A 13875-nucleotide genomic window follows, 5' to 3' on the forward strand; every position below is an offset into this window, starting at 1 on the left:
TTTAGCCCCGCAGGGGGGCGGATTTTATCATAATCTTTTCGTGACTGCTTACGTTTTACTGACGCCCATAAACCGGCGTCAGGTGCAGGCACAAATCGGGGCCGACCTGGCGGACTTCGCTGAAGCTGAATTCCGGCACATCGGCAAGTTTTTCGAGCCCCGGCAGCGCGCATAAACCGCGGGCATCGTTGCCCAACAGCTTAGGCGCCAGATAGACGATAAGCTCGTCCACCAGCCCCGCCTGCAGCAGCGCGCCGCCGAGGGTGGCACCGGCTTCAACCCAGACTGAATTCACCTGGCGTTTGCCAAGCTGCATCATCAATACCACCAGGTCGAGATGGCCGTTATGCTCCGGCACCAGCAGCTGTTCCACGCCTTCAGGCCAGCTTTCTTCATCTGCCCGGGTGCGAGCCAGCCAGGTTTCGCCCGGCTGGTTAATCAGAGCATGACCGGGGGTAACGCGATTCTGGCTGTCCACCACGATGCGGATCGGCTGGCGCAGATTTTGCTGCTCATAGAGCGACTGGCTTGCGCTATCCAGCTCGTCCCAGCGTACCGTCAATGAGGGGTTGTCCGCCAGTACGGTAGCGCTACTTGAAAGGATAGCGGCACTTTGTGCGCGCTGGCGCTGAACGTCGCGGCGCGCCTGAGGAGACGTTATCCATTTGCTCTCCCCGCTTGCCATCGCGGTGCGGCCATCCAGCGAAGCGCCGAGCTTAAGCTGAATAAATGGAAAACCGGTGCGCATACGCTTGAGGAACCCGCGATTCAGCGCTTCGGCCTCGTTCATCATTAAGCCGTGGCTGACCTCGATGCCCTGCTGTTGCAGGCGGTAAAGCCCGCGCCCGGCAACCTGCGGGTTAGGGTCCTGCATGGCGGCAACCACCCGCGCCACGCCAGCGGCAATAAGCGCATCGCAGCACGGCGGCGTGCGCCCGTGGTGGCTACAAGGTTCGAGGGTCACATAGGCCGTTGCCCCGCGAGCCTGCTCGCCCGCCATGCGCAGAGCATGAATTTCGGCATGCGGCTCACCGGCGCGAAAATGAAAACCTTCACCAACAATTTTGCCGTCTTTAACAATTACGCAGCCGACATTTGGGTTCGGCATCGTAGTAAAACGTCCGCGCTTAGCCAGCTCAAGCGCACGAGCCATAAACTGTTCATCAAGGGACATCGGTTCTAATCCTGTAAACGGGCGATTTCTTCACCAAACTCTTTTATATCTTCAAAGCTGCGGTAGACCGAGGCGAAGCGAATATAGGCGACTTTATCCAGCTTCTTTAGCTGCTCCATCACCAGGTTGCCAATCAGTTTACTCGGCACTTCTCGTTCGCCCGTTGCTCGAAGGTGCGACTTAATGTGGCTGATAGCCATTTCTACGTCGTCGGAGTTAACCGGGCGCTTCTCGAGCGCTTTCAGGATGCCGCTGCGGAGTTTGTCTTCGTTAAATGGCTCACGCACCTCATTGCTCTTCACCACTCTGGGCATCACCAGCTCGGCCACTTCGAAGGTGGTGAAACGTTCGTGACAAACCAGGCACTGGCGCCGACGGCGTACGGATGAACCTTCCCCCACCAGGCGAGAGTCAATAACTTTGGTGTCCACGGCGAAACAGAATGGGCAATGCATGGCGTTTCCTGCTGGGATTATAAAGATGAACAATAGTTTACCGCGAAGTCGCGGGAGTACAAAGGCACCGCCGTCCCGGCAGAGAGAAATAGCGCTTTCCAGCTTGCCTGAACTACGCTTAAATCAGAGAACGGCAATGAGGAAAAAACAATCATGACAAAGACTTACCTAAGAATTATCCTGGTGTCCAGCCTGATGAGCCTGACCGCCTGCGCCCAGCAAACCGAAGTGCGCCAGATGCGCAGCCAAATCGGCTCGCTAAACCAGGAAATGACGAAGCTCAGCCAGCAAACGGTAAAACTGACTCAGCAAAATGCCCTGAACGCCAAATCAACGACCGGCGTTTACCTGCTCCCCGGCTCGAACACGGCGGCACGCCTGAACAGCCAGCTCGGCAGCCTTAAAATGTCGCTGACTAACGTGGCGGCGGAGGCAAACGGCACCCGCGCCACGCTGCTGATTAAGAGTGAGTCTAACAGCCCGCTTCCGGCCTTCAGCGGCAAGGTTGAGTGGGGCCAGATCCAGGGCACCACGGACAGCTTCCAGGAAGTTAACGTTCAGACGCAGCAAATCGAAGCCCCGGCCAGCATCCTGGCGCCAAGCGACGTCTCCATTCCGCTGCGTTTATCCGGCATTACCCCGGAACAGCTGGGCTTTGTGCGCGTTCACGACATACAGCCAGCTTCGGCCTCACCGGTTAGCCCAGCGCAGTAATCTTCGTCTCCCCTGCCCGGCGGGGGAGTTCGTCACACTCCTTCACACCGCCCGCACAAAATGCGAAGCAAAATCCCTGTTTCTCGCCCGCCAACAGCGTGACACCCGTCACATTTATCTGTAACAACCTGACGCTTGTTTGCGTAATTTGACGAAGCAGGTACAATCACGCCGTTTTTATTGTGCGCAAACGTGAACGCAATCGATTACGCATATGAGAAGAATGTGAAATAGCACATATTTTTGTGAGCAGGGATTTCTATAATAGTCGCGCTGCTAAGGTCCTCCCCCTGGAACCCGCGGCCATGGATGACATCTCACATCCGCTTCGCACCAAAATTACGTAAACAGTGGCTAAAAATATGAAAAAAATTATTCTGGCAGCCGGCACCGTTCTGGCACTTTCCAGCTCTTTCTCTGCCAGCGCAGAAGAAGCAAAAAACAGCGAATACCTCTCCGACTGGTGGCACCAGAGTGTTAACGTTGTCGGCAGCTACCACACCCGCTTCGGGCCGCAGCTGCGCAACGATACCTATCTGGAATACGAAGCTTTCGCCAAAAAAGACTGGTTCGATTTCTACGGCTATATGGATGCACCGGTCTTCTTCGGCGGTAACACCCAGGCGAAAGGTATCTGGAACCACGGTTCCCCACTGTTTATGGAAATCGAACCTCGCTTCTCCATCGACAAGCTGACCGGCGCAGATCTGAGCTTTGGCCCGTTCAAAGAATGGTATGTTGCTAACAACTACATCTACGACATGGGTCGTAACGCTACCGGCCGCCAGAGCACCTGGTACATGGGTCTGGGTACCGACATCGACACCGGCCTGCCGATGAGCCTGTCCATGAACGTGTACGCCAAATACCAGTGGCAGAACTACAAAGCCAACAACGAAAACGAGTGGGATGGCTACCGCTTCAAGGTGAAATACTTCGTGCCAATTACTTCCCTGTGGGGCGGTAACCTGAGCTACATCGGCTTCACCAACTTCGACTGGGGTTCAGACCTGGGCGATACCAGCGGATACGGCACTAACGGCCTGAAACAGCGTAGCAACAACTCTATCGCTTCCAGCCATATCCTTTCCCTGAACTACGCTCACCTGCACTACTCCATCGTCGCCCGTTACTTCCATAACGGCGGCCAGTGGAACGACGGCACTCAGTTGAACTGGATGGACGGCACCGTTCACGCGACCGGCTGGGGTGGCTACTTCGTCGTAGGCTACAACTTCTAAGCACTTCGCATGAAGGCAAAAGCCGGTCAACAGACCGGCTTTTCTTTTGATAAAACAGGCATCCCTTTACGCTTTTGAAGCGAAATAAAGTCCTGTAATGAGCGATCGTGACGCGCCTGATAGCGGCGTTCGGTCAAACGCATATCACGGCAGCGATCCAGCCTGAAACTGCGATAATCGTCGCGCGCCTCGCACCAGGCCACCACAATCCAAATCTCTCCCCAGAACGATAATCCCAGCGGATGAATATCGCGCTCTGAAAGCTCCCCCTTCTCATTCTCATAACTGAGGTGAACCACCTTCAGCTCGCCAATTGCGGTATGGAGAAGATCAAACCAGATCTTTACCTGAGGAAATTTATTAAAATCAGGAGAGATAATGCGGCTTTGCTCCGCCACTCGACGTTTTTCCGGGGTCAGTATCGCCATCAGCTTTTCATGGACGGACTCAGCCGACTTCGCCAGCGCCTCACCGCTCCAGGTTTGTACCATTCTTAGCGCCGCAACCGCCGCCTCAACCTCAGCAGCAGTGAGCATTAACGGCGGCAGATCATAACCGGCCAACAGACGGTAGCCGCACCCGGCCTCACCTTCGACAGGCACACCCGACAAAGAAAGATCTCTGATATCGCGGTATATCGTGCGCTCAGAAACCTCCAGCCGCTCGGCCAACTGGGCTGCCGTTGTTAAGCGTCTGCCGCGAAGAATTTGTACGATTTGAAATAGCCGGTCGGCTCTTCGGCTCATAATAAACAGGCCTGCAGTGAAGCCCGCCGGAATGGCAGGCTCTTATTTCAGTATCCGGGCTTATGCCGGCTGATGCAAACCGACGCAGTTGCCTTCGCTATCAATAATTAACGCAATGGTACCGATGTTGTCGGGTAAGACTTCCGGGCCAAAAACCGTTTTCCCTCCGGCCTCCCCAATTCTCAGCAGCGTCTTTTCAATATTAGCCGTGTACAAGTAGACCACAGCGCCAGTGCGGGATGGAGTAAACATCTCGCCTTTAACCAAAGCGCCGCCGGTAGCGGGCTTCTCATGAGGGAAAATCGCCATATCGATACCGGCAATGTGCTCCCGTCGAAAATCAATCTCCAGCGCGTGATGATAAAAAATGATCGCACGCTCAAGATTGTCTACCGGGATTTCGAACCAGTTAATTACGGTGTTCATTGTCTGCTCTCCTTGGTTGTCAGTAGCAGCAACTCTACTCACCCCCTCCTGACAGCATACTGTCAGCAAGAAAACGCAGGCGAAAAAAAACCGCAGCACGAAGGCTGCGGTTTTATCAGGCTATAGCAGGATTAAGGCAGAATAGACGGCTGATCCGCCCCTTCTTTCTCAACCTTCTGCTGCAACATGTGCTCGCGCTTCATCCCCAATTTCAACGCCAGCGCGGACGCCACGTAGATGGAGGAAGCCGTACCCACGGTCACACCGATAAGCATGGTCAGCGAGAAGCCTTTCAGCAGCGCGCCACCGAACAGATACAGCATCAGGATAACCACTAACGTAGTGCCCGATGTAATCAAAGTACGGTGCAGCGTCTGGGTCAGGGAGACGTTAAAGATTTCGTAAGGCGTACCGCGACGGATCTTGCGGAAGTTTTCACGAATACGGTCCGAAACCACGATGCTGTCGTTCAGCGAGTAGCCGATAACCGACATCAGAGATGCGACGATAGTCAGGTCAATCTCGATGTGGAACAGCGACAGCACGCCCATGGTGATAATCACGTCGTGAGCCAGCGAGATAACAACCCCGGCCGCCAGGCGCCACTCAAAGCGGAAGCCGACGTAAACCAGGATTGAAATCAGCGCAACCAGCAGCGCCATAGCGCCGTTTTGAGCAAGATCGGCGCCTACGCTAGGGCCGACGAACTCAATACGCTTCACCGCCGCATTCTGGTTGGTCGCTTCGTTGATCACGCTAACAACCTTGCTGCCAAGAACCTGGCCGCCGGTTTCGCCTTTAGCAGGCGGCATGCGCACCATGATGTCGCGGCTGCTGCCGAAGTTCTGCACCAGCGGCTCTTCAAAGCCCGCCTTCTGCAAAGAAGCACGCATAGCATCAAGATCTGCCGGTTTTTCCAGCGCGATTTCGATTACCGTACCGCCAGTAAAGTCCAGACCCCAGTTGAAGCCCTTCACGCCAATAATGATGACGGAAAGGATCAGCAGGATGCCGGAAATGCTGAAGGCCCAGTAATCCCAGCGCATAAAGTCATGGACTTTACGGCCGTAGTTCAATTGTTCAACAGTATATTCCTGTGCCACAACGCACTCCTCAGATAGACAGCTTGTTGATGCGTTTGCCGCCGTACAACAGGTTCACGATGGCACGAGTACCGACGATTGCGGTAAACATAGAGGTTGCAACACCGATACCGGTAGTGATTGCAAACCCTTTGATAGCCCCGGTGCCCACGGCATACAGGATGATAACTTTGATAAGCGTGGTGATGTTGGCGTCAAAGATGGAGCTGAACGCGCCTCTGTAACCTTCATCAATCGCCTGCTGTATCGTACGTCCGTTGCTGATCTCTTCTTTGATACGCTCGTTTATCAGTACGTTCGCATCCACCGCAACCGCAAGGGTTAATACGATACCCGCGATACCCGGCATGGTCAGCGTCGCGCCCGGCAGCAGGGACATAATCCCCACAATCAGCACCAGGTTTGCCAGCAGAGCAGAGGTCGCAATCAGGCCAAACTTCTTATAGAAGAACAGCATGAAGATGATAGAGACCACCAGGCCTGCCAGACACGCTTCCAGACCCTGCTTGATGTTTTCCAGACCCAGGGTTGGGCCGATGGTACGTTCTTCAACAATCTGAATTGGCGCAATCAGCGCACCGGCGCGCAGCAGCAGAGAGAGCTGGCGAGCTTCGTTCGGGTTGCTGATACCGGTGATGCGGAAGCTGTTACCGAGGCGAGACTGAATGTTCGCAACGTTGATAACTTCTTCTTCTTTCACCAGTAAGGAACGGCCGTTGGCGTCTTTCTTACCGCTGTCTTTGTACTCCACAAACAGGGTCGCCATCGGCTTACCGATGTTGTCCTTGGTGAAGTTAGACATGATGTTACCGCCAGCGCTGTCCAGGGAGATATTAACCTGAGGCTGGTTGTATTCATCCATGCTCGAAGTGGAGTCGGTGATATGGTCACCGGTCAGAATCACGCGTTTGTACAGCACAACCGGCTGCCCTTCACGAGTCTGCTTCACTTCTGAGTCACCCGGTACGCGGCCTGCGGCGGCAGCGGAGGCATCAACGTTGGTATTCACCAGACGGAATTCCAGAGTTGCGGTAGCGCCGAGGATCTCTTTAGCGCGCGCGGTGTCCTGGATACCCGGCAGTTCAACCACGATGCGGTCTGCACCCTGACGTTGTACCAGCGGCTCGGCAACGCCCAGTTGGTTTACACGGTTACGCAGAATGTTGATGTTCTGCTGTACCGCATATTCGCGGGCTTCGCTCAGGCGTGCATCGCTCATCACTACGCGCAGCGTGTTGCTGCCCTGGTTTGAAAACACCAGGTCACGATGACGGGAAGAAAGGTAGGTGCTGGCATCGTCGCGAGACTTCGCGTCGCGGAAGACAATATCTACACCATAGTTATCGGCTTTACGCACGTTGGTGTAGGCAATGCCTTTCTCGCGCAGATCGCTACGCAGGCCATCAATGTTTTGTTCCTGGAGTTTGCCCAGCGCCGTGTCCATATCTACTTCCATCAGGAAGTGAACGCCACCGCGCAGGTCAAGACCGAGTTTCATCGGGTTTGCGCTAATAGCGGACATCCAGCGAGGAGTGGCAGGAGCAAGGTTAAGCGCCACGACGTAATTGTCGCCCAGCACGCTCATCAGCGCTTCACGCGCGCGCAGCTGGGTATCGGTAGAATCGAAGCGAGCGAGAATAGCGCCCTCTTCCAGCGCCACAGATTTAGCGGTAATTTTTTCTTGTTTTAAGGTGTTTTCGACCTGGATCAGCGTTTGTTCACTGGCGGCGACACCGCGCACGCCAGTTAATTGAACGGCCGGATCCTCACCATACAGGTTGGGAAGCGCATACAGCAGACCAATCGCAAGCACGACGATAAGCATGATGTACTTCCACAAAGGATAACGGTTTAACACGTTTAGTTCCCTTAGGGAAAACGAAAATTACAGCGCCTTCATGGTGCCTTTCGGCAGAACGGCAGCTACGAAATCACGCTTAATAACCACTTCGGTGGTGTCGTTCAGCGCGATAGCAATGTAGCCAGTTTCAGCTACTTTGGTTACGCGGCCAACCAGGCCACCGTTGGTCAGCACTTCATCCCCTTTGGAGATGGAGTCCATCAGTTTTTTATGCTCTTTGGTACGCTTTTGCTGCGGACGCAGGATCATAAAATAGAAAATCAGGCCGAAGACCACCAACATTGGAATCAAAGTCCATTGACTCTGTCCTGGAGCAGCACCCGCAGAAGCGACAGCATCAGAAATGAAAAAGCTCATTAAAATTCCCTCATTATTAAATTAATCAACGTTCAAAGGTGGAACTGGCTTACCTGTCCGCTCGTAAAAATCAGTCACGAAGTGCTCTAATTTACCCTCTTCAATGGCCTTGCGTAAACCAGCCATTAAACGCTGGTAATAGCGCAGGTTATGAATAGTATTCAGACGAGCGCCCAGTATTTCGTTGCAACGGTCAAGATGATGCAAGTAGGCGCGTGAATAATTGCGACACGTATAGCAATCACACTCTGCATCAAGCGGTGCGGTGTCAGCCTTATACTTGGCGTTACGGATTTTCACCACGCCGTCCGTCACAAACAGATGGCCGTTACGCGCGTTACGAGTAGGCATGACGCAGTCGAACATATCAACGCCGCGACGTACCCCTTCAACCAGGTCTTCCGGTTTACCTACACCCATCAGGTAACGTGGTTTGTCGGCAGGGATTTGCGGGCAAACATGCTCCAGAATGCGGTGCATATCTTCCTTCGGCTCGCCTACCGCCAGGCCGCCGACAGCGTAGCCATCAAAGCCTATCTCTACCAGACCTTTTACCGAGATATCTCGTAAATCTTCGTAAACGCTGCCCTGGATAATACCGAACAGCGCATTTTTATTCCCCAGAGAATCAAAGCGATCGCGGCTACGCTGCGCCCAGCGCAGGGACATCTCCATCGAACGTTTGGCATAATCCCAGTCCGCCGGGTATGGCGTACATTCGTCGAAGATCATCACGATATCGGAGCCGAGATCGTACTGAATCTCCATGGATTTTTCAGGATCGAGGAAGATAGGATCGCCGTTGATCGGGTTGCGGAAGTGCACGCCCGCTTCGGTTATCTTGCGGATGTCGCCGAGGCTGAACACCTGAAAACCGCCGGAATCCGTTAAGATTGGGCCTTTCCACTGCATAAAATCATGCAGGTCGCCGTGCAGTTTCATGATTTCCTGGCCAGGACGCAGCCATAAGTGGAAGGTGTTGCCGAGAATAATCTGCGCGCCGGTGTCTTTCACTTCTTCCGGCGTCATCCCTTTTACGGTGCCGTAAGTGCCCACGGGCATAAAGGCCGGGGTTTCAACGGTGCCGCGCTCAAAAACGAGGCGGCCACGGCGGGCGCGGCCGTCGGTGGTATCTAATTCAAATTTCACATTTCCTCCAGCACCAGAGAAACAGTCTGGTGAGTAAATTAACGCCGTGGGCGGTGCTCACGGCGGAATATTTGGGGGATGGTTTGACCCTCCCCCCAGCCCTCTCCCTGGAAAGGAGAGGGAGAAAAATAAGACCTGTGTAGTCCCCTCTCCCCCTGGGGAGAGGGCCAGGGGCAGGGGAAATTACTCCCCAGGACGCTCGTTAATCGCCTGCGGATTGCAGGTAATAAACATAGCGTCGCCATAGCTAAAGAAGCGATATTCCGCTTTTACCGCCTCATGGTAGGCGTGCAGAGTATTTTTGTAGCCCGCAAAAGCGGACACCAGCATGATGAGCGTCGACTCAGGCAGGTGGAAGTTGGTCACCAGCGCGTCGATAACGTTATATTTATAGCCCGGATAGATGAAGATCTGCGTATCGCCAAAGAACGGCTCAATCAGGCCGTTAGTCGCGGCCTGTGCGGCGCTTTCGAGCGAACGTACCGAAGTCGTGCCGACGGCAATTACGCGGTTACCGCGCGCTTTACAGGCCAGCACGGCATCAACGACATCCTGCGGCACTTCGGCATATTCGGAGTGCATGATGTGATCTTCGATGCTGTCCACGCGTACCGGCTGGAAGGTCCCGGCCCCAACGTGCAGCGTCACAAAGGCCATATCTATGCCTTTATTACGCAATTTCTCCAGCAGCGGCTCGTCAAAATGCAGCCCGGCGGTTGGGGCGGCTACCGCGCCTGGCTTCTGGCTGTAAACCGTTTGATAAAGTTCACGGTCTGATTCTTCGTCCGGGCGGTCGATATACGGCGGCAGCGGCATATGGCCGATGCTGTTAAGAATATCCAGCACGCTGCGTTCGTCGTTAAACTCGACTTCAAACAGCGCGTCATGGCGCGCCGTCATGGTGGCGTGTACGCTTTCATCATCGCCCAGCAGCAGCTCGGCGCCCGGCTTAGGCGCTTTTGAAGCGCGAATATGCGCGAGGATACGTTTATCATCCAGCATGCGCTCAACCAGCACTTCAATCTTGCCGCCGCTGGCTTTACGACCAAACAGGCGGGCAGGAATAACCCGGGTGTTATTGAACACCAGCAGGTCGCCGGGGTTGAGCTTATCGAGCAGATCGGTGAAAGTGCCATGCGCGAGCGCGCCCGTCGGCCCATCCAGAGACAGCAAACGGCAGCTGCTACGCTCGGCTTGTGGATAGTGAGCAATCAGGGATTCAGGCAGTTCAAAGGAGAAATCGGCAACGCGCATGGTAAAAAACTCAGACTTAAAAACAGGCGGCTTAGTCTAGTGGCAGGGCGCGTTCCCTGCAACACGTTTACCCTGACAATGGCCGTTTTAAGCCCATATATGGAATAATCACGCTATGAATTTTCTCGCCCACCTGCATCTTGCTCATCTGGCCCGAAGTTCGCTGCTGGGAAATTTGCTGGCGGATTTTGTGCGCGGTAACCCGGACGACAGCTTTTCGCCCGAGATAGTTGCCGGCATCTATATGCACCGCCGGGTTGACGCCCTGACGGATGGTTTGCCGGAGGTTGCGGTCGCCCGCGCCTGGTTTAGCGCCGAAACACGCCGCGTTTCGCCGATCTCGCTCGATGTCATGTGGGATCATTTTCTCTCCCGCCACTGGGCGACCGTCTGCCCGGATATTGGCCTTGAGGACTTTGTCGCCTACGCTCGCGGGCAAATCGAGCCACATATTTCCGACACGCCGCCGCGTTTTATTAACCTGAACAATTATTTATGGCGTGAACGCTGGCTGGAGCGCTATCAGGATATGGAATTTATTGCCGACGTGCTTAACGGCATGGCGAGCCGTAGACCAAAACTCGATGCTTTACGAGCCTCATGGCAGGATCTTGATAAGCACTATGACGCCCTCGAGCAGCTGTTCTGGCAGTTCTACCCGCGCATGATAACGATGGCGCAACAAAAAAGTTTGTGATCGTTCTCGGTTCGCGTTACAACATCTTGCCCTTTTATAAAAAAGGGCTATCCTGGTTACCGGCATCGTTCTGATTGCGTTTTTGATAGCCGAAACCTATCTGATTGATTGGCAAGATGCCATTGAGCTACATGGAACGGAGCACCTATACTCCCCCCGTTGCGTTAACCCTCACTTTAACAAAATTAACAGGAGTACATATGGTCCTGGTTACTCGTCCGGCCCCTGACTTTACCGCTGCTGCCGTACTGGGCAATGGCGAAATCGTTGAAAACTTCAACTTCAAAAAACACACCAACGGTAAAGCCACCGTTGTCTTCTTCTGGCCGATGGACTTCACCTTCGTTTGCCCGTCTGAACTGATTGCGTTCGATAAGCGTTACGAAGAATTCCAGAAACGTGGCGTAGAAGTCGTTGGTGTATCTTTTGACTCCGAATTCGTTCACAACGCATGGCGTAAAACCCCTGTGGATAAAGGCGGCATCGGCGAAGTTAAATACGCGATGGTTGCTGACATCAAACGTGAAATCCAGAAAGCATACGGCATCGAGCATCCGGAAGCTGGCGTTGCGCTGCGCGGCTCCTTCCTGATCGACAAAGCCGGTATCGTTCGCCACCAGGTGGTTAACGATCTGCCGCTGGGTCGTAACATCGATGAAATGCTGCGTATGGTTGACGCGCTGCAATTCCACGAAGAGCACGGCGAAGTGTGCCCGGCTCAGTGGGAAAAAGGGAAAGAAGGCATGAACGCGTCTCCGGACGGCGTTGCCAAGTACCTGAGCGAGAACGTTGCTAAGCTGTAATCGCTAAGCACGTTTGAAGAAAAGGCCGCAAATGCGGCCTTTTGTGTTTTTGTCTGGCTACAGGCTCCGCCACACGGAGGCAGAAACCGCCGGCAGCATCAGCTCGCAGTTATCCAGCAGCCCCCCGCCTTCCAGGTGCGCCCACGCCCTGCCGCTGAGCAGCGCATCCCACGGCAGCGTCACGGTAATCACCTCGCCGCGGTTAATCGCCACCAGCACGCGTTCGTTCTGGTAGACGCGCGCAAACACCACCACATCGCCTTCGGCATAGACAACCCGGCATCCCCCCTGGCGTAACGCCCGGCTCTGCTTGCGCAGTTTGCCCAGCCGCTGATAAAGCGCCAGCAGACTCAAATCCTGATCCCGCTTGTTCCACGGGAACGGCTTGCGGCAAAACGGATCGTTGTTTCCGTCGAGCCCAACCTCGTCGCCGTAATAAACGCAGGGCACACCGGGCCAGGCATAAAGCCAGATAACGGCCAGCGGCAGCCGGGCAACGTCTTTCCCGAGGATGGATTTAAAGCGCGCCGTATCATGGCTGTCGAGCTGATTAAACATCCGCAGCTGCTGCTGATGAGAAAGCGCGGAGCGGTACTCTTCCATCCACGCCATGCAGGTTTGCGCATCGATATGCTGCGGGTCGTAAGAGATATCGGTATTGGCAAGGAAGCCCCACAGCGGGAAGGTAAAGCCGCGGTAGTTCATCGCCGCATCTTCGGCGTCCGCCTGGAGCCACTGGCGCGCATCACCGAAGTGCTCCCCAAGGACATAGGCATCCGGGCGGGTTTCTTTTGCGGCCCGGGTAATGCCGCTGACGTGCAGCAGGTTGTTCTTTGCGCCGCCCGCTTCGCCCAGCATATGCACCACGTCCAGACGCCAGCCGTCAATGCCCCACGGCTCTCGTAGCCAGTGGCGCACAATACTTTGCTCGCCGCGGTAAATTTCATCCACCAGCGTAGCCGAGCGGAAATCAAGCTTCGGCAGGCTCGAATATCCCAGCCAGTCCAGCGCCTTGCCTTCCTGCGAGAAACTGTACCAGTCTCGCCACGGCGAGCCGGGATTATGGCAGGCTCCGTTGCCGCTCTGCTGATGCCTGTCGAACCAGGCATGCGTATCCCCGCTGTGGTTAAACACGCCGTCCAGCACCAGCTTCACGCCAAGCTTGCGGGTGCTCTCACGCAGGCGCAGAAACGCGCTGTTGCCGCCAAACTGCTCGTCAACCTGCCGGTAATCCTGGGTATCGTATTTGTGCACGCTTGGCGCGGTAAAAATCGGGTTCAGGTAGAGCGCGGTTACGCCGAGCTTTTTCAGGTACGGCAGGTTTTCGCTGATGCCGTCCAGGTCGCCGCCGTAAAACGTTGAGCCACCGGCATCGGCGGTGAGCGCTTCATCCCACTCGCGCCTGACGATTTCATGCCCTGCGGCATGATGAAAATAGACGTTGTCCTGCTCCGGACCGCGTTTTTTACCGCGGGCAAAACGGTCGGGGAAAATCTGGTAAAACACCTGATCCTGCACCCAGGCCGGGCCGTCGTCCGGGGAATCAATGGCAAACTGCTCCAGCCTTGCGGGCGGCGTAGAACGAAAACCCTGCGGCGTGTACCAGCGCTGCCTGTCCTGCCACAGCAGCTTGAAACTGTAGCGGCGGCGCGGCTGCCCCTCAGCGGTATCAATGGCGCCCTTCCACGCCACCACACCCTCCTGCGGGGCCGACTTTTGCCGAACCATCACCACGGAGATCTCTTCGTTATCCTTTTCACCACGCAGCACGACCTTTTCCGGCAGCTCATCGCCCGCCAGCCAAAGTGTAATCGTCAGTTTTTGCTCGCCCTTTTGAACAAAAGGCGCCACCGGAAGGTGCCAGGCATTCAACATAGTAACTTTCCCGTCGCTTA

14 protein-coding genes are annotated in these 13875 nt (G+C 55.0%); 4 read left to right on the forward strand and 10 right to left on the reverse strand.

The annotated features are described in order from the left end of the window. Positions 1-55: 55 nt before the first annotated feature. Together ribD and nrdR are read right to left on the reverse strand one after the other, a co-directional pair. Entirely contained in the window at positions 56-1174 is a 1119-nt protein-coding gene (gene ribD, locus FOC35_RS03970; RefSeq protein WP_172568212.1) for a bifunctional diaminohydroxyphosphoribosylaminopyrimidine deaminase/5-amino-6-(5-phosphoribosylamino)uracil reductase RibD, read from the reverse strand. A gap of 5 nt (positions 1175-1179) precedes the next feature. Next, entirely contained in the window at positions 1180-1629 is a 450-nt protein-coding gene (gene nrdR, locus FOC35_RS03975) for a transcriptional regulator NrdR (RefSeq protein ID WP_016535162.1), read from the reverse strand. Between the two features lie 153 nt (positions 1630-1782). On the opposite strand from nrdR, the gene FOC35_RS03980 reads away from it, so the two are divergent. Beyond that, positions 1783-2343 (forward strand): DUF3251 domain-containing protein, encoded by a 561-nt coding sequence (locus tag FOC35_RS03980; protein WP_172568213.1) that lies wholly within the window; start codon positions 1783-1785, stop codon positions 2341-2343. Between the two features lie 362 nt (positions 2344-2705). After that, positions 2706-3584: a nucleoside-specific channel-forming protein Tsx gene (locus FOC35_RS03985; protein ID WP_016535159.1), complete on the forward strand. Its 879-nt coding sequence runs from the start codon at positions 2706-2708 to the stop codon at positions 3582-3584. Between the two features lie 26 nt (positions 3585-3610). On the opposite strand, the gene FOC35_RS03990 is transcribed toward FOC35_RS03985, so the two are convergent. The 7 genes from FOC35_RS03990 to queA all read right to left on the reverse strand — a co-directional run bounded on the left by FOC35_RS03990 (position 3611) and on the right by queA (position 10480). Next, positions 3611-4330, reverse strand: coding sequence for a YafY family protein (locus FOC35_RS03990; protein ID WP_172568214.1), 720 nt, complete (start codon positions 4328-4330; stop codon positions 3611-3613). Between the two features lie 60 nt (positions 4331-4390). Continuing rightward, positions 4391-4756, reverse strand: coding sequence for a VOC family protein (locus tag FOC35_RS03995; RefSeq protein ID WP_172568215.1), 366 nt, complete (start codon positions 4754-4756; stop codon positions 4391-4393). 131 nt (positions 4757-4887) lie between these two features. Next, positions 4888-5859 (reverse strand): protein translocase subunit SecF, encoded by a 972-nt coding sequence (secF, locus tag FOC35_RS04000; protein ID WP_016535156.1) that lies wholly within the window; start codon positions 5857-5859, stop codon positions 4888-4890. A gap of 10 nt (positions 5860-5869) precedes the next feature. Further along, positions 5870-7717 (reverse strand): protein translocase subunit SecD, encoded by a 1848-nt coding sequence (secD, locus tag FOC35_RS04005; protein ID WP_071704073.1) that lies wholly within the window; start codon positions 7715-7717, stop codon positions 5870-5872. A 27-nt stretch (positions 7718-7744) separates the two neighbouring features. Beyond that, positions 7745-8077 (reverse strand): preprotein translocase subunit YajC, encoded by a 333-nt coding sequence (gene yajC / locus FOC35_RS04010; RefSeq protein WP_008454538.1) that lies wholly within the window; start codon positions 8075-8077, stop codon positions 7745-7747. 21 nt (positions 8078-8098) lie between these two features. Continuing rightward, a complete protein-coding gene (gene tgt, locus FOC35_RS04015; protein WP_016535154.1) occupies positions 8099-9226 on the reverse strand; it encodes a tRNA guanosine(34) transglycosylase Tgt in 1128 nt (375 codons plus the stop codon). A 183-nt stretch (positions 9227-9409) separates the two neighbouring features. Further along, a complete protein-coding gene (queA, locus tag FOC35_RS04020; RefSeq protein WP_039897966.1) occupies positions 9410-10480 on the reverse strand; it encodes a tRNA preQ1(34) S-adenosylmethionine ribosyltransferase-isomerase QueA in 1071 nt (356 codons plus the stop codon). A gap of 115 nt (positions 10481-10595) precedes the next feature. Here queA and acpH point away from each other — a divergent pair, with 115 nt between their 5' ends. Together acpH and FOC35_RS04030 are read left to right on the forward strand one after the other, a co-directional pair. Further along, positions 10596-11177, forward strand: a complete 582-nt coding sequence (gene acpH / locus FOC35_RS04025) for an ACP phosphodiesterase (protein WP_016535151.1) — start codon at positions 10596-10598, stop codon at positions 11175-11177. Positions 11178-11377: 200 nt separating this feature from the next. Then, on the forward strand, positions 11378-11980 hold the full coding sequence (locus FOC35_RS04030) for a peroxiredoxin C (RefSeq protein WP_016535150.1): 603 nt from the start codon (positions 11378-11380) through the stop codon (positions 11978-11980). 57 nt (positions 11981-12037) lie between these two features. On the opposite strand, the gene malZ is transcribed toward FOC35_RS04030, so the two are convergent. Continuing rightward, entirely contained in the window at positions 12038-13855 is a 1818-nt protein-coding gene (gene malZ, locus FOC35_RS04035; RefSeq protein ID WP_172568216.1) for a maltodextrin glucosidase, read from the reverse strand. Between the last annotated feature and the right edge of the window lie 20 nt (positions 13856-13875).

It is taken from the genome of Cedecea sp. FDAARGOS_727 (assembly GCF_012273235.1).
GTDB classification, from domain to species: Bacteria; Pseudomonadota; Gammaproteobacteria; order Enterobacterales; family Enterobacteriaceae; genus Cedecea; species Cedecea davisae.

Bases quoted from the DNA above. Each gene is read 5' to 3' on its own strand.
- FOC35_RS03985 (WP_016535159.1), top strand. From the start codon at position 2,706: ATGAAAAAAATTATTCTGGCAGCCGGCACCGTTCTGGCACTTTCCAGC.
- malZ (WP_172568216.1), bottom strand. From the start codon at position 13,855: ATGTTGAATGCCTGGCACCTTCCGGTGGCGCCTTTTGTTCAAAAGGGC.
- queA (WP_039897966.1), bottom strand. From the start codon at position 10,480: ATGCGCGTTGCCGATTTCTCCTTTGAACTGCCTGAATCCCTGATTGCT.
- yajC (WP_008454538.1), bottom strand. From the start codon at position 8,077: ATGAGCTTTTTCATTTCTGATGCTGTCGCTTCTGCGGGTGCTGCTCCA.
- FOC35_RS03990 (WP_172568214.1), bottom strand. From the start codon at position 4,330: ATGAGCCGAAGAGCCGACCGGCTATTTCAAATCGTACAAATTCTTCGC.
- nrdR (WP_016535162.1), bottom strand. From the start codon at position 1,629: ATGCATTGCCCATTCTGTTTCGCCGTGGACACCAAAGTTATTGACTCT.
- acpH (WP_016535151.1), top strand. From the start codon at position 10,596: ATGAATTTTCTCGCCCACCTGCATCTTGCTCATCTGGCCCGAAGTTCG.
- FOC35_RS03980 (WP_172568213.1), top strand. From the start codon at position 1,783: ATGACAAAGACTTACCTAAGAATTATCCTGGTGTCCAGCCTGATGAGC.
- FOC35_RS03995 (WP_172568215.1), bottom strand. From the start codon at position 4,756: ATGAACACCGTAATTAACTGGTTCGAAATCCCGGTAGACAATCTTGAG.
- FOC35_RS04030 (WP_016535150.1), top strand. From the start codon at position 11,378: ATGGTCCTGGTTACTCGTCCGGCCCCTGACTTTACCGCTGCTGCCGTA.
- ribD (WP_172568212.1), bottom strand. From the start codon at position 1,174: ATGTCCCTTGATGAACAGTTTATGGCTCGTGCGCTTGAGCTGGCTAAG.